Consider the following 24,721-nt stretch of genomic DNA (forward strand, 5'->3'; position numbering starts at 1 on the left):
ATTTTTATAACCTTCCATTAAATTCTTTAAATGGCATTAATTAAATCGATTTCCGGTATTAGAGGAACTATAGGCGGAAAACCCGGAGATGGACTTTCCCCTTTAGACATTGTGAAATTCTCAGCTGCCTATGGGGCCTGGGTTTTAGAAAATTCATCAAATAAAAAAATTGTATTGGGTAGAGATGCCAGAATCTCCGGAGAGATGGTTTCTCAATTGGTCGCAAGCACCTTGCAAGGATTAGGCATTGATGTCATTGACTTGGGCTTAAGCACCACCCCAACTGTGGAGCTTGCTGTTCCTAAAGAAAACGCAGGTGGAGGTATTATTATTACAGCCAGCCACAATCCCATTCAATGGAATGCACTAAAACTTCTCAATTCACAAGGAGAATTTATTTCAGATATTGAAGGCAAAGAAGTGCTGGACAAGGCTGAAAAAGCAGATTTTACTTTTGCAGAGGTTAGAAAACTAGGGAATTATACCCAAAGGGAAGATTACCTTGACATCCATATTCAACATGTATTGGACTTGAAACTGGTGGACCCTGCTGCCATCGCTGCAAGAAAATTTAAGATCGTCATAGATTGTGTCAACTCTTCAGGGGGACTGGTAATTCCAAAATTATTAACAGCTCTAGGAGTAGAGGTCATTGAAAAAATGTACTGTGAACCAAATGGCGACTTCCCCCATAACCCAGAGCCATTACCTGAACACCTAAGAGATATTTCTCTAAAGTTGGAAAATGGTAATTTTGATCTTGGAATTGTAGTTGATCCGGATGTAGATAGGCTGGCCTTTTTAAATGAAGATGGCAGCTTTTTTGGAGAAGAATACACCCTTGTAGCAGTGGCCGACTATGTGCTTTCTCAACAAAAAGGCAATACAGTCTCAAACCTTAGCTCTACTAGGGCTTTGAGGGATGTAACTGAACTAAGGGGAGGTGAATACAATGCAGCAGCTGTAGGAGAGGTAAATGTGGTAAACCAAATGAAAGCAACCAATGCAATTATTGGAGGCGAAGGCAATGGTGGAGTCATTTATCCTGAATCACACTATGGTAGAGACGCCTTGGTAGGCATAGGTTTGTTTCTTACTCATCTGGCCAAATTTGGAAAATCTGCAAGCAGACTGAGAGCAAGTTACCCCGGTTATTTTATTTCAAAAAATAAAATTGAACTTACTCCTTCAATCAATGTTGACAGCATTTTGGAGAAGATTCAGCGCAAATACCAAAAATACCCTATCAACACCATTGATGGAGTAAAAATAGAATTTGACAAAGAATGGGTGCATTTAAGGAAATCAAATACAGAACCTATTATAAGAATCTATTCTGAGTCAGGAACTTCAGCTACCGCAGAGCACCTGGCCAATAAAATTATCCTAGATATCAAAGAGATAATCTCAGAGAAATAATCTGAAACTATCCATGCATTTACCATGAATGAATTGGCAAGCCTATATTTTGACAATGCAGCAACAACTTCTATAGATGAACGTGTGCTGGAGGAGATGTTACCTTACCTCAAGCGTAATTTCGGCAATCCTTCTTCGGTGCATAGTCATGGCAGGGATGCCAGAGCCGCATTGGAAAAAGCCAGAAAAAAAATTGCAGGTTTACTTAATGTCAGTCCCGGGGAAATCATATTTACTTCAGGTGGCACAGAAGCCGACAATATGGCCATTTGTGGGGCAATCGCCACTTATGATATAAAACATATCATCACCTCTCGCATTGAACACCATGCTGTTTTGCATGTGGCCGAAAAACTGGCTGAAAAGCAAAACATAAAGTTAAGCTTGCTGGAATGTGACCTAGAAGGCAGGCTAAATATGGAGCAATTGGCAAACCTATTGGAGACTGAGCCCAATAGCCTGGTGAGTTTAATGCATGGAAACAATGAAATTGGAAACCTGAATGACATAAATAAAATAGCTGCACTGTGTGAACGACACGGCAGCTATTTTCATTCGGACACGGTTCAGACTATGGGGCATTACCCTCTTGATTTAAAAACAATTCCAATTCACTCTCTCTCCGGTTCAGCACACAAATTTCATGGCCCAAAGGGGGTGGGATTTATTTACATCAATAAGAATAAAAAAATTGACCCTTTCATTTTTGGCGGTGGGCAAGAAAGAAGCTTTAGAGGAGGGACTGAAAATGTTGCCGGCATAATTGCTTTGGCAAAAGCCCTTGAATTGTCTTATGAAAACCAAGCGATCCATACTGAAGAGATCCTAGCGTTAAAAACTTACTTTAGAGATCAAATAATAAAAGCCATTCCGGGAGTAACTTTCAATGGTTTGTCAGGTAATCTCGACGAAAGCTTATATACTGTGCTTAATGTAAGCTTCCCACCTTCTGAAAGCAATGAAGGAATGCTTTTGTTCCACCTGGATCTAAATGGGATATCCGTATCCGGAGGATCTGCATGTTCTAGTGGTGCTCAACTAGGCTCACATGTTCTGAATGCGCTTGGTACAAATCCACGTAGAGAAAACGTTAGGTTTTCCTTTAGTCGCTTCAATACTAAAGCTGAAGTTGACCGTGTCATAAAAACATTGACTGATTTGTATCTTCCATAAAATAAGCTTACTTAAAAGGCAAATGGGCTAAATCCACATTACCTCCTGAAAGGATAATGCCCACATTTTGATCGGCAAATAAATCTTTGTTTTTCAGAACAACAGCCAATGGCACAGCACTACTTGGTTCAATCACAATTTTCATGCGCTCATATATCAAACGCATGGCTGATACAATCTCTTGGTCGGAAACCGTAAGAATTTTGTCAACATCTTTCAAAATAATTTCAAAATTTAATTTCCCTAAAGAGGTCAGCAACCCATCAGCTATCGTATTAGGTGATTGCACGGGTATTCTTTGACCGGCTTCAAAAGACATTTTAGCGTCATTTGCCCCTTCAGGTTCTGCCCCAATGATTTTGGTAGTTGGAGAATAAAACTTTGCAGCCAATGCAGTTCCTGCCAATAAGCCTCCTCCACCTACCGGTGCGATTAAAAAATCCAAAGATCGATAAGTCTCAAAAAGCTCAAGGGCACAAGTAGCCTGACCTTCCACCACATCGAGATGGTCATAAGGAGGAATAAAAGTGGCTCCATACCGATTTACTACAGCTTCTAATCCTTCCTCCCTTGCCTTTAAGTTAGGTTCGCATTCAATTACAATCCCACCATATTCCTCCACAGCATCTCTTTTTACCTGAGGAGCATTTTTGGGCATCACAATATAAGCTGGAATATCGGCCATTTTTGCCGCTCGAGCCAAAGCGGCTGCATGATTACCTGAGGAATGGGTTGCTACCCCCTTTCTCTTTTTCTCTGGAGCCATTTTAAGCACCGCATTGGCTGCCCCCCTAGCTTTAAAAGCACCTACTTTTTGAAAGTTTTCGCATTTAAAAACCAAACTACAACCAGCCATTTTACTGATGGCTTCTGATTGCATTACCGGAGTACGATGAACCATATTATCAATCCTTTCTCTTGCTTCTCGAATACTTTCGCCTGATATATTTGGCTGTTCCTTCATATTTCAAAATTGCAGATTATCTAAACAATAGGCAATTAATCTAGAAGGATTATCTACTAGGAAGAAAAATGGCCACTGCCCTTTGGCAACAAACTATATTCCCTATATTGAAAAAAATTTTTGACTTACATTTGCATATTATTTGAGCAATATGTCAATAAATCACCTGGAATTTTACCCGATAATGGGGGAAACGCTGAATGGAAACAATACCATTTCACTAGACATGAGTACAAACAATTTGGGCTTAAAGGAAATTGATCTTTTAGACACCCACGCTTTTGAGCGTTATGTCACCAATCTTTTGGCCCAAAACAACAAAGTGTATGGCATTGGCGGGTATTTGGAGATGCGAAGCATTTATCAAAGAAGTAGTGTTTTTGAAGACAGTTCAGCAAGTAAATTCCGAAACATTCACCTTGGAATAGACATTTGGTCCGCTGCCGGAACCCCTGTCCATTGCCCCATAAATGGTGTCCTTCATAGTTTTCAGGACAATAAAGGCTTTGGCAATTATGGACCTACAATAATCCTCATGCATTCATTCCAAGGAAAATTAATTTACAGTCTTTATGGACACTTAAGCCATAAGGACTTGCTGCATTTAAAAGTAGGGCAAACATTTGAAAAAGGAGAGAGAATTGGGCATCTTGGTTCATCCCCGGAAAATGGCAATTGGCCTCCTCACCTTCATTTTCAATTGATAAAAGATTTAGGGGGGAAATCAGGGGATTATCCGGGCGTATGTTCAAGCTCAGAAAAGGAATGGTACCAAGAAAACTGTCCGGACCCAATAACATGGCTTGGCTTACTAGCTGAGGGTATTAATAGAAAATTACATAATGAATCCTATAATTAAAGAAATAAGCACATTTCGTAAACAACTGCATCAGGCGCCGGAAATTTCAGGAGAAGAAAAATACACCTCCCGAAAAATCAAGTCCTATTTTGAAACTTTATCACCAGATGAAATTGTAGAAGGCTTGGGTGAACATGGTTTGGCCATTGTATTCAATGGGGATGAGAAAGGGCCAAGCACGCTGTTTAGAGCTGAACTCGATGCTTTACCTATTACTGAGAATAACAACTTTGCCTATAAAAGCAACACGCCTGGAGTAGCCCACTCCTGTGGGCATGATGGACACATGGCCATACTTTGTGGCATTGGACTGACATTAAGTAAGCAAAGGCCAAAAAAGGGGCGAGTGATCTTATTGTTTCAGCCTGCGGAAGAAACAGGAATGGGTGCAAAAGAAGTTATTGACTCACCAAATTATAAAAAAATAATACCGGATTTTGCCTTTGCCCTACATAACCTCCCCGGTTATACTTTGGGAGAAGTGGTATTAAAAAAGGGAGCATTTACCGCTGCCTCCAAAGGCATGATCATTGCCTTGAAAGGTAGAACTAGTCATGCAGCCCACCCTGAAGACGCCATAAGTCCAGCAAATGCAATCTGTCAGTTGATTTCAGCATTACAAGAGCTCCCAAATCAGGTGTCTGGTTTTTCCTTGGTGACCATCATCCATGCACAACTGGGTGAAGTGGCTTTTGGCACCACACCGGGAGAGGCCAAAGTGATGGCTACCCTTCGGACTTTTGACAATGATATCATGACAAACTTGACAGACAATGCTTGTACAATATCACGCCGAATTGCAGCTGATCAAGGCTTGGAATGTTCCATTAGTTTCACCGAAGAATTTCAAGTGGTGGAAAATGAAATGAAAGCCGGTGAACTCGTAAACGAAGCAGTCGATAATTTGGGATTGCAAAAAAGGCAGGCAACAGAACCATTTCGATGGTCTGAAGATTTTGGAGTATTATCGGCTACTACTAAAAGTTATCTTTTTGGCTTGGGTTCCGGAGTCAATCATCCGCAGCTGCATGAAAACAGCTATGACTTCCCTGATGAATTGCTACCCATTGGAGTCGACATATTTCGCACAATTATACAAAGATTAAATCATTAAAATAATGGAGCACACCTCATTCCTGGCGATTAGCAAAAGTGCATATAGTAACAATATACGATTTATAAAAAGTCAAATAGGAGAAAACGTAACCATCTCTTCAGTAATAAAAGGAAATGCTTACGGTCATGGGATAGAAAATATTGTAAAAATTGCTGAAAATGTAGGCATAAGGCATTTTAGTGCTTTTAGTACGGATGAGGCCATTCGGGCGCAAAAAGCATCAACAAAGAAAAGCCAAATCATGGTAATGGGAATGGTAGAAAATGAAAACCTTCCCTATTTAATAGAAAATGGTATAAGCTTTTATTGTTTTGAAATGGATAGATTAGAAGCAGCGATTAACAAAAGTAAAGAGCTGGGTATAAAAGCAAAAATCCATATTGAAGTAGAAACAGGCTTTCATCGAACCGGTTTTGAATGGGAGGAAAAAGAAGAATTATTGGCTAGTCTATTAGAGAATAGCGATCATATTCAGCTAAGTGGTCTATGTACCCACTATGCGGGGGCAGAAAGTGTAGCCAATTATGTTAGAATACAAAATCAGATCAAGCAATACCATAAGTTCAAAGATTGGTTCAATAGTAAGGGAATTAGCTTTGAACGCTATCACACCGCTTGTTCAGCAGCCTCACTAAGCTACCCCGAAACCATCATGGACATGGTAAGAATTGGTATTGCACAGTATGGTTTTTGGCCAAGTCAAGAGACTTATATGTTTAAATTCAAACAACTGGCTCCCAACAAGAAGAATCCCCTAAGGCGTCTGATTAGCTGGAAAAGTCAAGTCATGAGCCTAAAAAAAATAAAAATAGGTGACTTTATTGGGTATGGTAATAGCTATATGGCATCAAGAGACATGCTTATAGCTCAGGTACCAGTAGGTTATTGCCATGGATTTGGAAGAAGCTTAAGTAATCTCGGAAAGGTATTGATTCATGGAAAGGTGCTATCTGTGGTCGGTAATGTCACCATGAATACCATTTCAATAGATGTCACAGACCTTAAAGAAGTAAATAAGGGGGACGAAGTTGTAATCATTGGGCGGCAAAAAAGGAATGAAATCACCGTTGCTTCCTTTGGAGAGTCCACCCAACAGGTCAATTATGAGCTATTGACCCGGCTTCCTCATGATATTCCGAGAAAAATTGTTACATAATTCGTTTTTAGAATGGTGTTTGTGGTGTTAAGCTAAAAGGGAATTTTTATCCCAAATGTATAACAAAACCCATCATACAATGAATTTATATTTAAAATCAGGTCTTTTCTTATTCTTGGCTGTATTCCTTTTCTCGTGCAATTCAGAACCTGTAGAATTAGCAGATCATGATTGGAAAGTGACAGACCTCTCCGGATCACCTGTGAGCAAAAGCGAATTGGCAAAACTCTCTTTGGAGTTTAAAGATGGAAAAGAAATCGGTGGATTTGCAGGTTGCAACGATTATAGAGGAGGGGCAACATACAATGAGGAACAAATTCAGTTTTCTACCTTATACACCGACAATAGGTCCTGCAAACTTAAGCAACTGGAACAAAGATTTTTATCCAATCTTGAATCCAGTAAGCAATATTCCTATTATGCCGGCAAACTTATCTTACAAGATGAAAGTGGGAATATACTTGTAGAACTGGAGCAGCTATAATTTTGCAATAAGGATATATTGCTTAACCTACTAAAGTGGATTGCATAGTCTTCAAACTTTGATATCATTTCAAGAAATCCTTTAGGTCTTGGATGGTTGAAGCCTAATTGAAAATAATTGTGCGATTGCCCACCACCTGAATTTTCCTTGCCAAGTGGTATTTGATGGCTTTGGAGAGTACAACCTTTTCCACATCCTGACCAATTTGCACCAATTCGTCAATGGTATTGTGGTGACGAACCCGTGCCACATCTTGTTCGATAATAGGCCCTGCATCTAGCTCTTCGGTAACATAGTGGGCAGTAGCACCAATGATTTTCACTCCTCGTTTATAGGCTGCATGATAGGGTTTTGCCCCCACAAAAGCCGGTAAAAAGGAATGGTGAATATTGATCACACTATTAGGGAAATTTTTTATAAAGTCCCCTGATAAAATTTGCATGTACCTGGCCAAAACAACAAAATCTACCTGATGCTCTTTCATCAGCTCCAGTTGTTTTTTCTCCTGCGCCAACTTGTTCTCCTTGGTCACAGGCAAATGATAATAAGGTATGCCGAATGCTTTTACTACAGGCTCCAAATCCGGATGATTTGAAATCACCAAGGGAATCTCCACATTGAATTGGCCGGAATAATACCGGCTCAAAATATCAAAAAGGCAATGTGATAATTTGGAGACAAAAAGTGCCATTTTAGGTTTTGGGAAATTGAATGAAAGAGAATATTCCATTTCATATTTGATCCCTACCTTTTTTTTGAATTCCTGCAAAATGGAATCCTTTTCAATGGCAAAGGTTTCGAGCTCCCACTCCGCACGCATAAAAAAATCGCCTAATTCCTCATCGATGTACTGATCTACGGCTAGGATATTGCCATTATTTTCATAAAGAAATTGAGATACGGCAGCTACAATACCTTTGTTATCCTTGCATTGTACAATTAATATGGCTGTATGCATTTTTATAGTGCTATTGTGAATGAATCAATATTTTTAAGCAAGGAAGTTATCAATCGAGTAAAGCAACGATATCCTCCTGGTTCAGGCTCTTTATAAAGCTCTCTTCGGTACTAATCAATTCACCTGCGAGGGCCATTTTACGCTCCTGAAGTTCCATTATTTTCTCTTCAACAGAGTTACGCGTGATAAACTTGTAAATAATCACTTTATTTTTTTGCCCTATCCGATGTGCCCTATCAATGGCCTGCGCTTCTACAGCCGGGTTCCACCAAGGGTCCAGCAAAAATACATATTCTGCTTCTGTTAAGTTGAGCCCTACACCACCTGCTTTTAAGGATATCAGGAAAACTTTGATATCCGGATTCTCCTGAAAGGAAGCCACCTCCTTTTGCCGGTCTACAGTCGCTCCATCAAGATAGGCAAAAGGTATTTTTTCATCATTAAGAAAATCTTTAACAATGCTGAGATGTTTTACGAATTGACTAAATATCAAAACCTTATGACCTTCGCTGACAGTAGATTTCACCATATGAGAAATATCTTCCAATTTCCCTGAATCTCCTTTATAACTTTCATCTGCCATCTTAGGGTGATTGGCCATTTGCCTCAATTGAGTTAGTCCGCGCAACAAAGTAAGCGATTTTTGGGATTTACCAATCTTTGCCGCTTCATCAATGATCTGTTCTCTGAAGTAGTTCTTCACATCTTCATATGCTTGCTCTTGATCAGGTGTCATAGACGAATATTTAACGTTTACAACTTTTTCAGGCAGGTCGGTCGCAACCTGAGATTTTAACCTTCTCAATATAAAAGGCTTGATCATGGCATTGAGTTTCAAAATCTTATCTTTGTCATTCTTTTTTTCAATAGGCAATAAAAATTGCTTTTTAAATGCTGTTTGGCCTGCCAAAAGCCCTCTATTGATAAAATTCATTTGTGACCATAGATCCATTGTCCCATTTTCCACCGGAGTACCGGTTAGTATTAATTTATGGTTACTTTTCAATTGCACCACAGCCTTGGAAATAATACTGTCTGGGTTTTTTATGGCCTGGCTTTCATCAAGAATAATGTAATTGAAATAAAATTCCTTAAGAACATTAATATCTAATCTTGTTATCCCATAGGAAGTCAGCACTAAGTCATAGCGTTCAAATAACCTACAATCTTTTACCCGTTGAGTCCCTGTATAAATTAAGATTTTTAATTTGGGAGTAAATTTCCTGGCCTCAAGTTCCCAGTTGTAAATCAAGGAAGTTGGCATGACCAGCAAAGAGGTGGTCCCTTCAGAACGTTCCTTTTCCATGGCCAACAAAGCCAAAGTTTGGACAGTTTTACCCAATCCCATATCATCTGCCAAACAGCCGCCAAAGTTGTATTCATTTAAGAAACGCATCCAGTTGTACCCGGCTTTTTGGTAAGGCCTCAAGGTCCCTTTAAAATAGTTTGACAATTCATAATCATCAATCGTAGAAAAGTCCTTTAACTTGTTTAACCTCTCACTTAAGCCAAGTTTGACCAGGTTACCTTTTTCCAACTCCTGGGCCAAGGCTATATGGTGTTTTTTCAATTTATATTTTCCATCGGTATTCTGCTCCTCTTCGATAAAGGAAAATATCTCCCCATAGTTTACAAACCAAGACTTTGGAATAATCCCCACTTCTTTATTTGGTAATTCTATTTCAGACTTTCCCTTGAGCAATAACTTCCTAAACTTCTGAAAAGATATTTCATAATCCCCAAAGGAAATAACAGCCTCCACATCAAACCAGTCAATTTTCTCCTTTATTTTAACAGAAATTTTGGCTGTACCCATGAAGTATTTCTTGCCGGTATCATTGGTGGTTTGCTGGATTTTTATTCCCAAATCTTCCAACTGAGGCTTATTGTTGATAATCCAATCATAGGCTTCCCGCTTGGGCATAGACTGTCTACCGACACGGACTGCAAGTCCATTGTTTTTTAAAAAATCTCCGTAGAAGCTTTCCTTTTTTAAGTTTCGTACCACCTTATAGAAGACATATTCATCACCAATTTTCTCAATCTCAACATTGGTTGGTTTGATCTGGTCTGCCCTAAAAGAATAATCCCCGTAATGATACCTTAGATCAAATACCATTTTCTCCTCTTCCTCCTCAGCGATCTTTTTACCAAACATATCCACCGAAGGGTTTTTCGGTAACTCTCCAAGGTACAGAACAGGTTCAGGATTGTCTCGCGCTACCTTTATTTCAAACCCTTTGGCATATACATCAAATGAAGCAACAAGCTGCGTGACAAATTTCCGGTAATAAGAATCCTCCACTTTCCGAGGAATGACAATAAACCTTTTGTTTAAGAAAGGTCTTAATTTTTTACCATCCACAGCTTTCTCAAAGCTCACCAACATGGAGTCTACTACCAACCATGCAGGTTGATGGCAAATTAAATAACTGCCTTTATACTGCCACTCTAGCTTCTCACCTTGGTATTTTATGGAAGGAAAGTAATGGGTATTCTCTTCATTTCTCCTAAAATGAAACAAAACGGAGGCTTTTTCAGGCATGATGGCAATTTCTTTCCATACAGGATTCCCATCATTCCCCATTTCAAAAAGCCTTTTATTCTGGATTTTATCCAAGATCTTAGACCTTGTAATCTCAAGCTTTCCTTCTATAAGTTTCTGAACTTCCTTATTAGCCTGGGTGGCATGCTCTTGATCAAAGACCTTTCTTAAAAACTCTTTGGGCTTGGTATTTTTAACATTGTACTTTTTGACAATGGCTTCTTGCTGCATGCTGTCCATCAGCTTAATTAATTCCAGGTCGGTATCATCAAGCCCCTCACCAAATTCTCTTGCATTTTGATAGGAAATGTTCTGATAAGCAAAGGACAATCTCCCTTTTTCATCCAATTGGATTGCAAAAGATTCAAAAAGAATCCCCAATAACTCATGGTTAAAAAGGGAATAAACTATTTCAAATGGCTTATCTGAAGCTACTTTCATTAAAACAAGATTTAAACTAAATGGTGCTTTTTTAAAAATTGGCAGTTTGCAAATTACAGAATTATTTAAAAGAAATAAATAAATACTGCATTTAAACCTTACAGATGAAGGGTAGTCTTCACTTTAGAGGCGATCAAAGCCGGCCTATAAGAGGCTATCATCGTGATTATTACCACACTGACACTTGTATACAAAAAATCCGTCCATTGCATTTTCACAGGATAGGCATCTACTACAGAAGAAGTCACTCCCAAAGATACCAGCCCATAATTGTCTTGTATCCAACATATCAAAAACCCTAAAACCAGACCAACCAAGGCTCCCGAAAAAGCTATGATTGCCCCTTCTTTCAAGTAAATGGAACGTATCAATTTCTTTGTCCCTCCCATGGCCAAAATAACCGCTATGTCTTTTTTCTTTTCTATGGCCAGCATACTCAGTGAGAAAAATATATTAAAGGATGCCACGGCTAAAATAAAAGTAAGGGTTAGGAACACAAACAATTTCTCCAACCGAATAGTCATTAAAAGACTTGCATGTTGCTCATCACTGTCTTGCACTACAAAAGCCTCTCCCAGTAAGTCTCTCAGTTCAGCCTTCACTTTTTGAACATTGTAATCAGGAGACACCATTATTTCCAGGCCTGTTCTCCTATTCCCGTATTCCAATAAATTGGAAGCAAAACTCAAGGGAACGATCAAATATTCATCATCAATTTGCTTTTCAACACTAAAAATCCCCGCAGGCTGAATCACTTCTCGGTTGTACATACTGGAAGGGTCAATGCTTCCTGATTTGGGATCTTTGGGATAAAACACCTGAATCAACTCAAAATCATTATCCAGATTGAGTAATAAAAAGTAGGACAATCCCCGCCCAATCAAAGCTTTGGGCCGCTTTTCTTCTCCCAAACTCATCTCTCCACTTAAGTAACCTGCTTTAAACCTATCTTGTGCAATAAAATTATCTGAAACACCTTTTAAAGTGGCTACTACTTGATGCTCCCCGTATCGAACCAAGGCATTGTCCTCGATCACCTCTGTTAAAATCTCCACACCTGCTATGGCTTCAATTTGCCCAAGAAAATCATCATCTACTTCAAAGGATTTGCCTTCCATTGGCATTACCTTTAAGTCAGCATCAAAAGAAGCATACAATCCTTTGATCAGATCCTCCAACCCATTAAATACAGACAAAACCACCACCAAGGCCATGGTTCCCACAGCCACTCCTACCATCGATATTCTCGACAGCACGGTAATAAAATTTTTCTTGGCTTTACTTTTGAAATACCTGGATGCTATAAAATAGGAGAGATTCAATGCTTGATTTAATTAGCCTAGTTGATTTTGCAAAACAATCTTAAAAATGAAAATATAAACCCGTACTTACAATTAATCGTCTTCCTCATCTTCCTCATCCTCTTTCTCAGGTGCTTCAGGAATGTCAAGTTTAGAGATTACACCATCCATATGTTGCGCATAGGCAGCGGACTCATCCAAAAAGAAAGCCAATTCAGGGATAATTCTTACTGATTTACCTATTCTTCTTCCCAAAAATTTCCGGATTTGGCTCTTATTATCATCCACTATATCGATTAATTCCGCTGGTTCAGCCAATAAAAAGCTCAAATTAATTTTTGCCAAACCCAAGTCAGGGCTCATCAAAACACGGGTTACGGTGACCATGGCCTTACCCACAATTGGCCTGCCCTCTTTCTGAAATATCTCACCCAACTCCTTTTGGATCAATTTGGAATATTTCTGTTGTCTTTTACTTTCCATTTTTAAATATTTAATCGTTACAAATTTAGTGAAATATACGGGTAACCTTTAATTTCGTAAATTGAGTTTAAAATAAATATAGACCTTGCTGGAATTTTTCAAAATTAATGACCCACTGCGAATGGCAGGAATCCTATTCCTTTTCATTTTATTGCAGACCCCCTATTATTTAATGGACATCCCTACCTTGCAGCCGGAGTTCATCTGGAAGCTATTAGGCCAGCAAATCAATTCAGGGGATTTACTCTATGTGGCTATCATCGACAATACCGGTCCTTTTTCAGCTATGGTCTACCGGCTCAATGATAGCATGTTTTCCAACTCATGGCTCTCTTTCCGTATAATAGCTTCTATCATCATATTTTTTCAAGTGTATTATGCCAACCATATGCTCATTGAAAACAATGCTTATGATGAATCCAATTATTTACCGGCATTTATAATGCTGTTATTGTACCAACTTTCCTTTGACTTCATGACCCTCTCCCCGGCTTTAATGGGAAGCACATTTGTTCTGTTGGCCTTATCTAAATTATTAAGTCAAACCTCTGTTAACACAAACACCGTACCCTCTGTCTTACTTATGGGTATTTATGCAGGGATTGCTTTTTGTTTTCACTTTCCCTACCTCTTATTTTTGCCACTATTAATTTTTTCAGGATTACTTATTAATGGGTTCTCTTTTCAGCAACTTGCACTCATTCTTACAGCATTCTTATTACCTACAGCTTTCTGTGCCTTGTTCTTCTTCTGGCAAGACGCCCTACCTAATTTTATCGAATTGTATTTTACCCTAGCCTTAAAGCTAGAAAAAATCTACCATGTCAATTTTACAGACCTCAGTTATATCTATTTCTTGCCCTTACTCATTGCAATCATGGGATACTTGAAAAACAATATTCTTAGAAGATTGACGGTCAATCAGCAAAAGCAAAACCAATTGTTTTTGCTATTCCTTCTTTTTAATATCGCTATGTTTTTTTTAATGGATAGGGTAAGCCCTTACCAGTTTATTAGTATCGTACCTGTATTGGCCTATTTTATCACCCATTTTTTCTCCATTGCAAAAACCAAACTAGCGCAAAATGTTTTGGGATACAGCTTATTGCTGATAATACCTTTAATAGGATACAGTTGGACATTTTATTTATTGAATGACAATACTTTTAGCAAATACAAACTGGAGAATTCAGCAACCTATAATATTCCCGACGGTGAAAAAGTAATGGTTTTGGGAAGTGACCTGGCACCTTATCAAAATGCAAACATGGCCAGCCCTTACCTTAACTTCAGACTTACTGAAATCTATTTTGAAAAGATGGGGGAGATGAAGAGAAAAATCAGGTTTCACCAAGACTTAAAAAAAGAACAGCCGGAGATCATTATTGATGAAGCCGGTGTTTTCGAAGAATGGATCGATGGCCTACCAAAAATAAAACCCCTATACAGCAGATCCAATAATGGTCTGATATATAGGGGTGATCAGGAATAAACCTGAAACCTTTATTTTATATTAACAGGGTATTTTCCCTACTCTTCGGGCATGTCTTCCTCCCTCAAATTCAGTAGAAAGAAAAGTATCAACCATTTTCTCTGTCAATTCAAAACTTACAAATCTTGCCGGGATGGAGATTAGGTTTGCATCATTGTGCTGCCTTGAAAGGGCTGCCAATTCCTCATTCCAGCAAATAGCTGCTCTAATTCCTTGGTGTTTATTTGCCGTTATGGCCACACCATTCCCACTGCCACAGATGATAATCCCTCGTTTCATTTCCCCAGAAGTCACTGCATTACACAATGGGTGGATAAAATCAGGATAATCTACAGACCCTTCAGAAAAAGGGCCAAAATCCTTTACTTCGTAACCTTTATTTTGAAGGATTTCTATCAACTTTTGTTTATAGGTGAATCCTGCATGGTCACCTCCTATAGCAATTATTTCTGACATAACTATTGATTTATAAATCGTCTTCCAGCTCTTCTTCTCTGCGCTTCTTTTCCAAACGTTTGGCAATGATAATACCTGCTTCATAAAGCACCAATATAGGCATGGCAATCAATATTTGACTGATCACATCCGGTGGAGTGATCACTGCCGACAGTACCAAAATCACTACTATGGAATGCCTTCTATAAGCCTTGAGCATGGCAGAGGATACAAGTCCGGCCTGTGTCAAGAAATAGATAACTACCGGAAGTTGAAACATTACCGCAGAGGCCAATACCAACATTGATAAAGTTGATACATAGGATGTAATATCAAACTCATTCGCAATAGAAGGATCAAGCTGGTAATTGGAAAGAAAGTTTATTGAAAGTGGAGATAAAATGAAATACCCAAAACTGGCCCCCATAAAAAACAATAAACTCACAAAGAAAACTGCTCCTCTGGCGGCATTTCGCTCTTTCGCATATAGTCCGGGACTAATAAATCTCCATACTTCCCAAAAAACATAGGGAAAAGCAGCAATCAAGCCTACCACCAAACTGGAAGTAATGTGCATGGAAAACTGCCCTGTCATTTGCCTACTTTGGATAATAAAGGGGAGCTTCTCAATACATAGGGCAGGAAGATAAAATAGTTCAGACAACTTACAAAGCATTCTGTAAGTCACAAAATCTACCTTTGAAGGACCAAGAATTACCTGACCAAACACAAACCCTTTGGAAAGGAATGCAAGGACCATGAAAATTAGAATCGCTGATATCGATCGCAGTAAATGCCATCTCAACTGTTCTAAATGATCCAAGAAGGACATGCCATTCTCTTCTTCCTCTTCTTCGTTATATTGATCGAGTGCCACTTATTTCTAATTTAATATAAAGGAAATTGAACCATCCAGTCGTTAACAGTCGCTTTAATCTCTTCTAACTTAGCCTCATCTTCATGATTCATAAGTGACTGATCGATCAAATCCACAATTTTCAACATATCCGCTTCTACAAGCCCACGTGTTGTGATGGCTGCAGTACCAATACGCATTCCGGAGGTTACAAATGGAGACTTGGTATCGAATGGAACCATATTTTTATTGATGGTGATATCCACCTTACCAAGTGTGTTTTCAGCAATTTTGCCTGTTAATTCTTTGTTTCGAAGGTCTATTAACATCAGGTGATTGTCTGTACCTCCTGATATTAATTGATAACCTTTTTCAACAAATGCTTCAGCCATAACTGCGGCATTTTTCTTAACCTGAATGATATAATCCAAATATTCATCAGAAAGCGCCTCTTCAAAAGCAATGGCTTTGGCAGCAATAATATGTTCTAAAGGACCTCCCTGGGTGCCCGGGAATACCCCTGAATCCAATAATGCTGACATTTTCCTTAACTCTCCCTTTGGATTTTTAAGACCAAATGGATTATCAAAATCTTCTCTCATTAGAATCAAACCACCTCTAGGCCCTCTAAGGGTCTTATGGGTGGTGGTGGTGACCACATGACAGAATTCCAGCGGATCGTTGAGCAAACCTTTGGCAATAAGCCCTGAAGGATGTGAGATATCAGCAAGCAAAATAGCTCCAACCTCGTCTGCTATTGCCCTTAACCTTTCGTAGTCCCAATCACGGCTGTAGGCAGATGCACCACAAATCAATAATTTAGGATTAACTTCTTTGGCCTGTGCTTCAACTTTATCATAGTCGATCACGCCTGTTTCTTCCTCCACACCATAAAAGTGGGGATCGTATAACTTTCCGGAAAAATTTACCGGTGAACCATGAGTAAGGTGTCCACCATGTGAAAGATCAAAACCTAAAATGGCATCTCCTGCTTTTAAACAAGCTAAAAACACTGCTGCATTGGCTTGTGCTCCGGAGTGAGGTTGAACATTTGCCCAAGTTGCTCCAAAAAGAGCTTTGGCCCTATCTATGGCAATCTGCTCTATGTCATCCACTATTTCACAGCCACCATAATACCGTTTCTTGGGAAGACCTTCAGCATATTTATTGGTAAGCACGCTTCCTGCGGCTTCCATAACTTGCTTGCTTGTGAAATTCTCAGAGGCGATCAGCTCTATTCCTCTTTTTTGTCTGTCCTCCTCCTTTGCTATCAGGTCAAATATTAATTGATCTCTTTTCATGTAATGATCTGTTCTATTCACTGAGTTTACATCCTTCCTTACCTACGTAAAAATAATGTAAACCAGACTTGATTCTAATTCGAATGCCAAAATTACTCTTAAACAATGTATAATCCAATTGTCTTTTCAATTTGATTGTTGGTAAAATCAATATATTTCAAGCTTTTGCTAGCGAGAATCCTAACAATCCTATCCGCCCAAGAAAATAAATGCCTTTTTTTGAAAATATTGAGGACTATATTACATGAATTAGTTGGTCGTCCCTCTTAACATCAAACTTTTTATAGGTACAATCAAGTTAAAAATTAAGCTTAAACCTCAGATTATTATTAAAGAAAGCTTTGCAAAAACCAACCACTAAAAATATAATTTCCTTAACCTCAAATCAATTGATAAGCGCGTAGGTTTTATTTCGATTTAGCGGTTAAATGACATATATTTGCCTGAATATGAATTTTGACTTTCAACCAAAGACGTATTTTAATGAAACCGCTGCCAATGCCCTGATAGCAAAGCTTACCTATCCTGAAAGTCAATGGGGAGAGGAAATTTGCATTTTTGCTACCTCGGTAGATGGTATAATTTATTTTGAAATAGTCGATTTTTATGGAAATGAATATTCTATAAAGCCCAGTGAATGCAGAGATCCCCTGCCATTACAGGAATTGATTCTACTGATAGAATCAATGGAGGTAGATAAGAAAGGTGAAATGGGAGCAATTAACGATACCCTATTGGGCATTCCCTTGGCGGAAAGCACGCTTTACCCACAGTTAAAGCATTATTTTGATCAAAAGAGAACCCATTTCGGGTTCGTTTGAATAATATTGCAGGCCTTCTTTCTTAAAATTAGTCGCCCGATCTGATTTTACATTGGCCCAAAGACTCCAGTACTATGGCAAATATACTTATCGTTATTACCTCGATTCTCATAGGTTTGATTCTACAGAAAGTCAGAAACTTTCCGGTGGAAGCACCTAAGGCATTGAATGCCTATTTGATTTATGTAGTTTTACCTGCTGTCTCTTTGCTGCACATTTCAAAGTTAAACTTAGGTTTGGAATTGCTACTGCCGGTATCAGTGGGATGGATTATTTTCACCATAACCTGGATCCTTTTTGGCTACTTAGGCAAACGTTTTGGCTGGGACAAAAAAACCATTGGATGCCTTATTATATGCGGGGGGCTTTCCAATACCGGCTTTATCGGTTATCCTGTAATCGAGGCCATATATGGTGCTGAAGGACTAAAAATAGCTGTCCTCATTGATCAAACCGGCTCTTTTCTAGTGGTCAGTAGTCTTGCCATCATTGTCGCCTCTCTGTATGGATCGGAAAAAATGAGGAAAAGAGATATCTCAAAACAAATGCTACTCTTTCCACCGTTTTTATTTTTTATTCTGGCCCTCTTACTTAATATATTCCAAATTGAAATCAGAGGTGTGGTCCAAAAAGTGCTCGAGAGTTTCTCTGCCACACTTACTCCCATTGCTTTAATTGCCGTGGGCTTACAAATAAAAATTAAAGTTTCTGACATCAAAGACAATTACCTTTGGTATGGACTTGCCCATAAACTGGTCCTCATCCCTACCTTAATATATGCCATTTATCATTGGATTCCGGCGGAAAACCCGGATCAAAACCTAATTTTTAAAGTAAGTGTCATGGAAGCCGCCATGGCCTCCATGATCACTTCTTCAATAATTGCGACCAATTACAATCTTCGACCTAAACTAGCCTCACTTTTGGTGGGAGTAGGCATCCCTCTTTCTGTAATTACCCTTACCTTTTGGTATTACCTCTTAGAATATTTTCGCTAGTCCTAGTTATTCAGGATTAGGCGTTTCTTTCTCTTCTGTAGTGGTAGGCTTATTCCTATTGGTAAATCCCTTGAGAAGGTTTTTCACTTCATTGACTGCTTTTTCTTTGGTCTGATCCACCAACTTGGAGGCTTCTTGTACCACACTGTCTTTGACCACTTCAGATTTCTCCTTAAATTCTTGTTTTAAACTATCTTCTTTTGCTTTGAAGTCAGCGGCAATTTTTTCTTGAACATCCTCCTTCTCTCCGTCCACCTTACTTTTCAAGGCATTGGAGATATAGCTATCCAAAGTCTCAGAAGATGCCAATCCTACATTTGGACGGGCATAACTACCACCAATATTGAAGGCCAATGGCACATTGGTGTCCGACAAGTCAGCTCCGACTAAACTGGTAACCAATCCATTAATCTTTGAACCAAATTTACTCGCAGGAACATCTATGGCTACCAAATAATTGATCCGACCGTCAAAGCCGGTGCTACCCTGAATTTTTGCAGGGTAATCCCATAATTGCAATTCAAAGGGAGGAATGTTCAACATCCCATCTTCTATTCTGGCTGAAATGTTCATGGGTTTTAGACTAATGGTGGCTGTATCGTCTAATTTGGTCAAGCTTGTAATCCCTTGGATAAGTGGGCTATCTTTGATAGCCGTTTCAGCCAATTTTATAAGCCCTGAACCATCTAGGCTTGATAAAACAGGCATCATGTCCTGCCCCAACAAGCCGGAAAAAGAAAATTTTGTAGAGAAACTCCCTGTTACATGCTGTGCTATAGGGGCAAATGTTTGCACCGTCACAAAGGACTTGAAGGCATCCTGAACACCCAATTTACTGATATCCAAGGTCATGTCGAATGATGGCTTTGAAATATCTTTTGAATTATAACTACCGTCAAATGCGATTGAGCCTCCTAACATATCTGTCTTAAACCCTTCCAGAGAAAGTACAGCATCCTTCACCTTCATTTTCCCCTGAGCATTGGTAAGCGAAAGGTTATCATAAAGGATTTTATCTGCTTTCACATCCATGACAAAATCAATATTATCAGGCAATGCAATGACCTCCAAAGAAGTAGTATCTTCATTGACGCTTTCAGTTTCTGTCATCCATTCATTGACGTTGAAATTACTAGAATAAACGGACAAATTCCCTTGCAGCTCATTTCCTTCATCACTTAACAGAAATGCCATATAGTTGGATAAAGTACCGGTAGCCTCCACAGGACTCTCTCCCAGTCGGGCGTCCATTTTGATAAGATTGATAGCTTTAGGACTGAAGTTGGCCGTAGCTTCATTGATTCTTACCCCTTGCGGATAATCTTTATCCGCATAATAAAAATCATTGACCACCATTTCCCCTTTGGTGTCAAGTGCTCCGAAACGGTTAGCCTCAATGGCAGCATAGCTTCCTTTTGCATCCAAGTCTGCTTTAATATTCCCTTCCAGCAAGACATCTTCCATAGGGATAATTGTGGCAATCTTACCTAAGTCAACAGCCCCGTGTACGGCAAAATCATAATTCATTTCTTCTAGGTCACTAAATTTTAAAGTTCCTTCAATCTTCTCTCCTTCTAACTCAAAACCAAATGATGGAACATCAATGGCAAAATCATTCATTTGACCTGTATTATTATTAGCAATTGCCCGCACATTAATATTGTCTATGGGAGCCGGATACGCATCACTTTTCACATATCCATCTGATAAATCAATATTCGCATTGATTACCGGAATAATTTGTGCCACACTATCATACCGCCCTTTGGCAGTGGCATCTATGGCCAGTTGCCCTTTTAGTTCCATCTCTTCAATTGGGAAAATTGAAGTCATTTCCAATAAATCCAATTCACCTTTAAGTTGACCATCCATCTCGTAACTGACCAAATCATTTATTTTCAATCTTCCTGAAACCGGCTGTTCTCCAAATTGGAGCGCAAAAGTGGAGAGATTAATGCTCGTATAGTCCAGATCCCCTGATTCATTGACAACTTTTAAATCCATATTTACATGCTGAACCGGCCTTGGAAGGTCCGGATACTGAAACATCCCTTCCTTTATAACAAGACCAAACTGAAAAGCAGGAAAAGAATTTTCATTGTAGGTTCCTTTCAATGCTCCTGAAAAATCCATTTCACCGGAAGTTTTCAGCTCATCAAATGAGGATGAATAAACCCCGGGAACCAATGAAAGGGCACTTTTAAAGTCATTGTCTTGCCCATAAAACTTAGCGTCCATCTCCATGTCATCTCCAGGCATCGCAAGATATCCGTCAATACCAAATCCAAAGTCATTCAATTTAAACTTTGCTTCTTCAACCCCAAACTTCATATTTTCAAGATCAACACTGATTTCCGAGTCGATGGAAAGCACTTTATTGGTCAAATATTCAACACCTTCATAGGCCACATTGACAATATTCCCCTCACCGGCCACCATCAGATCATAGACATCAAGGGTAAGGTCTCCGCTGCCTTCAAAATTCATTTCGGACATAACCATTAGGAAATCTAGAGATCGATCATCATAGATAAAGTCAAGGTTTTCAATTTCAATTAAATCAATGCCCAATTGAAAGTTTGATGTGGTAGTATCCACTACTGCTTCCTCTTCGCTTTCAAACATGATATCATAATTGGCTTGCCCATCTTCTAATACCTTGACATAAAATTGACCGTCCTTCAAGCGAATCCCTTGTAAACTTGGATTGTCACTAAATATAACGGACCATATATCCAAATCAACCTGCATTTCCCCTAGGTGCACTAAAGTGTCATTTTGGAATGGTGGGTTTCCTTTAATTCCAAAATCCCCTAAACCTGCAGACAAGCTTGGGAAGTTACTAAAAACACTTAGACTAACTTTATCTCTGTCGTAGTAGACGGTAGCATTCACACTCTTCTCAAGTTCTTCATCCAGCTTATCAAAGATTTTATCTTTGAAAAAATAAGGCACGGCTACCAAGACCAATAGAATAAGTGCAAATAATGCAAAAATAAAATAAGCAATTTTTTTCATGGCGTATATATTAATAGAAAAATTTAAACTTTTAAGAAATTCTGACCCAAGTTCCATTCAAAGGCACGCATACCCTTATAGATAATTTAAACGAAAATATGCAATAAAGTTATTTGGGCTAGATCATTATTTTTAAATGACAAAGCTTTCCTTTTAATTGAAATACAACAGTAGGATAAACAATATAGTCTGAACCTATATCAGTTCCTAGAAAAAAGGAAAACTGTGATTCAATAGAAAAAACCAAAATGGGCGTTCTATTTGCTCAACTATGATCAACAAAAACGATACCGATAAAAACAAAGTATCCTAAAAAATAATAAAAAATTGGAGTATAGGGCTACTATACTGACATTAACCTAAAATGACAATCCCCGGCTTTGGCAGTAGATATCTCTTTACTAAGATGATAAACGGCCTCAAGTAAGGGTGCATTCTTGATTGTACCGGCATCAATTGCTTTAAAGCCTATCAGCTCAATTAATTTTTTTATTACCAATTTATCCTTGGTATCATCTCCACAGAAGTAAGTTTCTTTGATCAGTTCCAAAGGGTCGGATTTGGGATAATCTAGCCCAAGATTATTGAAGGCCTTGAAAACGTGCTGATGTCCTGTCTCTTGTCTTATAAGCGTGGTGTTGCAAACGACACTTTCATCATTCACCCCATTCGTACTGTCAACAATCAGCATATCCGGTGAACTGTATTCCTTTAAGTATTTGCATACCACAGGTAGAAACTCATTTTCACAACATATGATCACTACATCCGAGTTGGAAATCACTTCAGCATAGTTTAATACATTGTGGTTATGCATTTTTAGAATTCTCCATTCTACTTTGCGGGTACTGAATCCCTCCCTGACACCAAATGCCACATTCATTCCTCTAGCAATAAATTTATTGCCTAAGTTTGTCGCCAAATTAGTACCGCCTAAAATTCCTATATTCATGTTATTCGAATTGTTAAATAGTGAACAGCCTATTTCGGTAGAATACGCGATGCTCAGCTAAAGTTGAACGAGGGGTGATAAGTCCGAAAAACAGGTTGTTATTTATTAAATAATTGAAAACTAATCAATTGTAGCTAAATTACAAATAATTTTTTTACATATGAAATTAATTTCTTTGAATTATGTTTTTTGTAGTTAATCACAAGTATTGAAAGGCAATTCCACTACTTTTGAAGGAATTTTTCCGAAAGCGCCTTTTCAAAAACCCCATGTAGCTTGGTATTGGAGGCTAACATCTGTCCACCAAATATAAAATCATCTCCTCCGGAAAAATCGGTAACCTTTCCTCCGGCCTGTTTAACGATCAATGTCCCGGCAGCAACATCGTAAGACTGTAAATTATACTCCAAGTAGCCTTCCACCCGACCACAGGCAACATAGCATAAATCTACAGCTGCTGAACCCAAGCGACGAAGGCCATGGCTATTTTTGATAAAATATTTTAGCAATTGTAAATACTCTTCCAATTTCCCTCCATCATCATAGGGAAAACCTGCTGCCACCAAACTATCTCCTAAGGCATCGGCTTCACTAACCTTAATAAGTTTTCCATTGCAGGTAGATGCTGCTCCTTCATAAGCTGCATAACATTCATCAAGGTTGATCTCATAAACTACACCAACGATGATTTCAGATCCCCTGGCAAGTGCTATGGACACGGCGTACATCGGTATTCCATGAACGAAGTTGGTGGTACCGTCTAAAGGATCCACAATCCATGTTAAAGGTTTATTTTTATCTGACCTTGTTCCTTCTTCTGTGATAAAACCTGCTTCTGGTACAATCTCAGCCAATTCTTTAACAATAATCTCTTCAGCACCTTTGTCTACATAGGAAACCAAGTCATTGAAGCCTTTCTGTTCAACTTTATTAAGGTTGAAACTTTTGCTTTCTTCTCTGATAAATGCACCTGCTTTTTGGGCAACAGCTTCTACTTTTTTAGTAACTTCTTGGAGATTCATATTAATTTTTTCCGGCAACTGTTAATACTATTTCACCTTTGAGGGTGTGGGTTGTAAAGTAATCTATGAGTTCTATAAGGCTTCCCCTTACATTCTCTTCATGAATTTTGGTCAATTCCCTGCTTACACATGCCTCTCTTTCAGGCCCGAAAACTTCAGAAAATTGATTCAACGTTTTAATCAGCCTATATGGAGACTCATAAAACACCATGGTTCTACGTTCCTCTGCTAAGCCTTCTATACGGGTTTTTCGGCCTTTCTTATGGGGTAAAAACCCTTCGAAAACAAACCGGTCATTCGGAAGTCCTGAGTTAACCAAGGCAGGGATAATGGCAGTAGAGCCGGGCAAACTGCAGGTTTCTATATCAGCAGCAATCGCTTCCCTCACCAGAAGAAACCCAGGATCAGATATTCCTGGCGTACCTGCATCGGTTATCAACGCAAAAACAGTTCCCTGTTTCATTCTATCGATAAGCCTGGAAATGCTCTTGTGTTCGTTATGAATATGGTAACTCTCTAAAGGTCGCTTGATTTCGTAATGTTTTAGCAGCTTGCCTGAGGTTCTTGTGTCCTCTGCCAAAATTACATCTACTTCCTTGAGTGTATCCAATGCCCTTAAGGTAATGTCCCGAAGGTTTCCGATGGGTGTAGGTACTAAATAAAGGCCAATGCCTGATTCCATGGACATATTAAATTAAACGGTCTATGGCTTGGGCTAATTCACGGTCTTTCTCAGTCACAGTGCTCCCCTTATCGTGGGTTGTAAGTTCAATGTGCACCTTATTGTAGGTATTGCTCCAATTGGGATGGTGTTGCTGAGACTCTGCCAAAAGGGCTACCCGAGTCATAAAGGCAAAAGCTTCACTAAAATCTTTAAACTCAAAAGTTTTAACTAATTTATTATTGGCTTCTTTCCACATAAATCG

22 protein-coding genes are annotated in these 24,721 nt (G+C 38.9%); 9 read left to right on the plus strand and 13 right to left on the minus strand.

Going from position 1 to position 24,721, the window contains the following annotated elements:
• Window positions 1–30: 30 nt before the first annotated feature.
• On the plus strand, window positions 31–1,419 hold the full coding sequence (gene glmM / locus Q4534_RS09750; RefSeq protein ID WP_303612982.1) for a phosphoglucosamine mutase: 1,389 nt from the start codon (window positions 31–33) through the stop codon (window positions 1,417–1,419).
• A gap of 24 nt (window positions 1,420–1,443) precedes the next feature.
• Window positions 1,444–2,592: a cysteine desulfurase family protein gene (locus tag Q4534_RS09755; RefSeq protein ID WP_303612983.1), complete on the plus strand. Its 1,149-nt coding sequence runs from the start codon at window positions 1,444–1,446 to the stop codon at window positions 2,590–2,592.
• A gap of 7 nt (window positions 2,593–2,599) precedes the next feature.
• On the opposite strand, the gene Q4534_RS09760 is transcribed toward Q4534_RS09755, so the two are convergent.
• Complete coding sequence (locus Q4534_RS09760) at window positions 2,600–3,556, minus strand: pyridoxal-phosphate dependent enzyme (protein ID WP_303612984.1); 957 nt, start codon at window positions 3,554–3,556, stop codon at window positions 2,600–2,602.
• 151 nt (window positions 3,557–3,707) lie between these two features.
• On the opposite strand from Q4534_RS09760, the gene Q4534_RS09765 reads away from it, so the two are divergent.
• The 4 genes from Q4534_RS09765 to Q4534_RS09780 all read left to right on the plus strand — a co-directional run bounded on the left by Q4534_RS09765 (window position 3,708) and on the right by Q4534_RS09780 (window position 7,172).
• Window positions 3,708–4,415: a peptidoglycan DD-metalloendopeptidase family protein gene (locus Q4534_RS09765; RefSeq protein WP_303612985.1), complete on the plus strand. Its 708-nt coding sequence runs from the start codon at window positions 3,708–3,710 to the stop codon at window positions 4,413–4,415.
• Complete coding sequence (locus tag Q4534_RS09770) at window positions 4,399–5,529, plus strand: amidohydrolase (RefSeq protein ID WP_303612986.1); 1,131 nt, start codon at window positions 4,399–4,401, stop codon at window positions 5,527–5,529. The genes Q4534_RS09765 and Q4534_RS09770 overlap by 17 nt, the downstream gene beginning before the upstream one ends.
• Before the next feature lie 4 nt (window positions 5,530–5,533).
• Entirely contained in the window at window positions 5,534–6,688 is a 1,155-nt protein-coding gene (alr, locus tag Q4534_RS09775) for an alanine racemase (protein ID WP_303612987.1), read from the plus strand.
• Window positions 6,689–6,767: 79 nt separating this feature from the next.
• The gene (locus Q4534_RS09780; RefSeq protein WP_303612988.1) at window positions 6,768–7,172 is read left to right on the plus strand and encodes an META domain-containing protein; all 405 of its coding nucleotides are present in this window, start codon (window positions 6,768–6,770) and stop codon (window positions 7,170–7,172) included.
• Window positions 7,173–7,275: 103 nt separating this feature from the next.
• Here Q4534_RS09780 and purU read toward each other — a convergent pair whose 3' ends face one another.
• The 4 genes from purU to Q4534_RS09800 all read right to left on the minus strand — a co-directional run bounded on the left by purU (window position 7,276) and on the right by Q4534_RS09800 (window position 12,900).
• Window positions 7,276–8,130, minus strand: coding sequence for a formyltetrahydrofolate deformylase (gene purU, locus Q4534_RS09785; protein WP_303612989.1), 855 nt, complete (start codon window positions 8,128–8,130; stop codon window positions 7,276–7,278).
• Window positions 8,131–8,179: 49 nt separating this feature from the next.
• On the minus strand, window positions 8,180–11,116 hold the full coding sequence (locus Q4534_RS09790) for a DEAD/DEAH box helicase (RefSeq protein WP_303612990.1): 2,937 nt from the start codon (window positions 11,114–11,116) through the stop codon (window positions 8,180–8,182).
• Window positions 11,117–11,214: 98 nt separating this feature from the next.
• Window positions 11,215–12,438 carry an FtsX-like permease family protein gene (locus Q4534_RS09795; RefSeq protein WP_303612991.1) on the minus strand — a complete coding sequence of 408 codons (1,224 nt, stop codon included), beginning with the start codon at window positions 12,436–12,438 and terminating at the stop codon, window positions 11,215–11,217.
• A 72-nt stretch (window positions 12,439–12,510) separates the two neighbouring features.
• The gene (locus Q4534_RS09800; protein WP_303612992.1) at window positions 12,511–12,900 is read right to left on the minus strand and encodes a ribosome-binding factor A; all 390 of its coding nucleotides are present in this window, start codon (window positions 12,898–12,900) and stop codon (window positions 12,511–12,513) included.
• Between the two features lie 121 nt (window positions 12,901–13,021).
• Between Q4534_RS09800 and Q4534_RS09805 the strand changes: the two genes are divergently transcribed.
• The gene (locus Q4534_RS09805) at window positions 13,022–14,392 is read left to right on the plus strand and encodes a hypothetical protein (RefSeq protein ID WP_303612993.1); all 1,371 of its coding nucleotides are present in this window, start codon (window positions 13,022–13,024) and stop codon (window positions 14,390–14,392) included.
• Window positions 14,393–14,413: 21 nt separating this feature from the next.
• On the opposite strand, the gene rpiB is transcribed toward Q4534_RS09805, so the two are convergent.
• The 3 genes from rpiB to glyA are packed head-to-tail and all read right to left on the minus strand — an operon-like array spanning window position 14,414 to window position 16,984.
• Complete coding sequence (gene rpiB, locus Q4534_RS09810) at window positions 14,414–14,848, minus strand: ribose 5-phosphate isomerase B (protein ID WP_303612994.1); 435 nt, start codon at window positions 14,846–14,848, stop codon at window positions 14,414–14,416.
• A gap of 10 nt (window positions 14,849–14,858) precedes the next feature.
• On the minus strand, window positions 14,859–15,704 hold the full coding sequence (gene tatC / locus Q4534_RS09815; RefSeq protein WP_303612995.1) for a twin-arginine translocase subunit TatC: 846 nt from the start codon (window positions 15,702–15,704) through the stop codon (window positions 14,859–14,861).
• A gap of 11 nt (window positions 15,705–15,715) precedes the next feature.
• Window positions 15,716–16,984, minus strand: coding sequence for a serine hydroxymethyltransferase (glyA, locus tag Q4534_RS09820; RefSeq protein ID WP_303612996.1), 1,269 nt, complete (start codon window positions 16,982–16,984; stop codon window positions 15,716–15,718).
• A gap of 449 nt (window positions 16,985–17,433) precedes the next feature.
• Here glyA and Q4534_RS09825 point away from each other — a divergent pair, with 449 nt between their 5' ends.
• Both Q4534_RS09825 and Q4534_RS09830 read left to right on the plus strand, forming a co-directional pair.
• Entirely contained in the window at window positions 17,434–17,805 is a 372-nt protein-coding gene (locus Q4534_RS09825) for a UDP-glucuronosyltransferase (RefSeq protein WP_303612997.1), read from the plus strand.
• Between the two features lie 74 nt (window positions 17,806–17,879).
• Entirely contained in the window at window positions 17,880–18,803 is a 924-nt protein-coding gene (locus Q4534_RS09830) for an AEC family transporter (RefSeq protein ID WP_303612998.1), read from the plus strand.
• Between the two features lie 6 nt (window positions 18,804–18,809).
• Here Q4534_RS09830 and Q4534_RS09835 read toward each other — a convergent pair whose 3' ends face one another.
• From Q4534_RS09835 to Q4534_RS09855, 5 genes are all read right to left on the minus strand, one after another.
• Window positions 18,810–21,821, minus strand: coding sequence for an AsmA family protein (locus Q4534_RS09835; protein ID WP_303612999.1), 3,012 nt, complete (start codon window positions 21,819–21,821; stop codon window positions 18,810–18,812).
• Window positions 21,822–22,164: 343 nt separating this feature from the next.
• The gene (locus tag Q4534_RS09840) at window positions 22,165–22,773 is read right to left on the minus strand and encodes an NADPH-dependent F420 reductase (protein ID WP_303613000.1); all 609 of its coding nucleotides are present in this window, start codon (window positions 22,771–22,773) and stop codon (window positions 22,165–22,167) included.
• A 224-nt stretch (window positions 22,774–22,997) separates the two neighbouring features.
• Window positions 22,998–23,795 (minus strand): inositol monophosphatase family protein, encoded by a 798-nt coding sequence (locus Q4534_RS09845; protein WP_303613001.1) that lies wholly within the window; start codon window positions 23,793–23,795, stop codon window positions 22,998–23,000.
• A 1-nt stretch (window position 23,796) separates the two neighbouring features.
• Window positions 23,797–24,477, minus strand: coding sequence for a 16S rRNA (cytidine(1402)-2'-O)-methyltransferase (gene rsmI, locus Q4534_RS09850; protein ID WP_303613002.1), 681 nt, complete (start codon window positions 24,475–24,477; stop codon window positions 23,797–23,799).
• A gap of 7 nt (window positions 24,478–24,484) precedes the next feature.
• Entirely contained in the window at window positions 24,485–24,715 is a 231-nt protein-coding gene (locus Q4534_RS09855) for a 4a-hydroxytetrahydrobiopterin dehydratase (protein ID WP_303613003.1), read from the minus strand.
• Between the last annotated feature and the right edge of the window lie 6 nt (window positions 24,716–24,721).

This window comes from Cyclobacterium sp. 1_MG-2023, from assembly GCF_030546805.1.
Taxonomy (GTDB): domain Bacteria; phylum Bacteroidota; class Bacteroidia; order Cytophagales; family Cyclobacteriaceae; genus Cyclobacterium.

Excerpts from the sequence above, each read along its gene's own strand:
- Q4534_RS09840 (WP_303613000.1), bottom strand. The coding sequence starts at position 22,773 with ATGAATATAGGAATTTTAGGCGGTACTAATTTGGCGACAAACTTAGGC.
- Q4534_RS09835 (WP_303612999.1), bottom strand. The coding sequence starts at position 21,821 with ATGAAAAAAATTGCTTATTTTATTTTTGCATTATTTGCACTTATTCTA.
- Q4534_RS09825 (WP_303612997.1), top strand. The coding sequence starts at position 17,434 with ATGAATTTTGACTTTCAACCAAAGACGTATTTTAATGAAACCGCTGCC.
- Q4534_RS09780 (WP_303612988.1), top strand. The coding sequence starts at position 6,768 with ATGAATTTATATTTAAAATCAGGTCTTTTCTTATTCTTGGCTGTATTC.
- Q4534_RS09855 (WP_303613003.1), bottom strand. The coding sequence starts at position 24,715 with ATGTGGAAAGAAGCCAATAATAAATTAGTTAAAACTTTTGAGTTTAAA.
- Q4534_RS09765 (WP_303612985.1), top strand. The coding sequence starts at position 3,708 with ATGTCAATAAATCACCTGGAATTTTACCCGATAATGGGGGAAACGCTG.
- rpiB (WP_303612994.1), bottom strand. The coding sequence starts at position 14,848 with ATGTCAGAAATAATTGCTATAGGAGGTGACCATGCAGGATTCACCTAT.
- Q4534_RS09830 (WP_303612998.1), top strand. The coding sequence starts at position 17,880 with ATGGCAAATATACTTATCGTTATTACCTCGATTCTCATAGGTTTGATT.
- Q4534_RS09770 (WP_303612986.1), top strand. The coding sequence starts at position 4,399 with ATGAATCCTATAATTAAAGAAATAAGCACATTTCGTAAACAACTGCAT.
- Q4534_RS09790 (WP_303612990.1), bottom strand. The coding sequence starts at position 11,116 with ATGAAAGTAGCTTCAGATAAGCCATTTGAAATAGTTTATTCCCTTTTT.
- rsmI (WP_303613002.1), bottom strand. The coding sequence starts at position 24,477 with ATGGAATCAGGCATTGGCCTTTATTTAGTACCTACACCCATCGGAAAC.
- Q4534_RS09760 (WP_303612984.1), bottom strand. The coding sequence starts at position 3,556 with ATGAAGGAACAGCCAAATATATCAGGCGAAAGTATTCGAGAAGCAAGA.
- glyA (WP_303612996.1), bottom strand. The coding sequence starts at position 16,984 with ATGAAAAGAGATCAATTAATATTTGACCTGATAGCAAAGGAGGAGGAC.
- glmM (WP_303612982.1), top strand. The coding sequence starts at position 31 with ATGGCATTAATTAAATCGATTTCCGGTATTAGAGGAACTATAGGCGGA.
- Q4534_RS09845 (WP_303613001.1), bottom strand. The coding sequence starts at position 23,795 with ATGAATCTCCAAGAAGTTACTAAAAAAGTAGAAGCTGTTGCCCAAAAA.
- purU (WP_303612989.1), bottom strand. The coding sequence starts at position 8,130 with ATGCATACAGCCATATTAATTGTACAATGCAAGGATAACAAAGGTATT.
- Q4534_RS09805 (WP_303612993.1), top strand. The coding sequence starts at position 13,022 with ATGGCAGGAATCCTATTCCTTTTCATTTTATTGCAGACCCCCTATTAT.
- alr (WP_303612987.1), top strand. The coding sequence starts at position 5,534 with ATGGAGCACACCTCATTCCTGGCGATTAGCAAAAGTGCATATAGTAAC.
- Q4534_RS09800 (WP_303612992.1), bottom strand. The coding sequence starts at position 12,900 with ATGGAAAGTAAAAGACAACAGAAATATTCCAAATTGATCCAAAAGGAG.
- Q4534_RS09755 (WP_303612983.1), top strand. The coding sequence starts at position 1,444 with ATGAATGAATTGGCAAGCCTATATTTTGACAATGCAGCAACAACTTCT.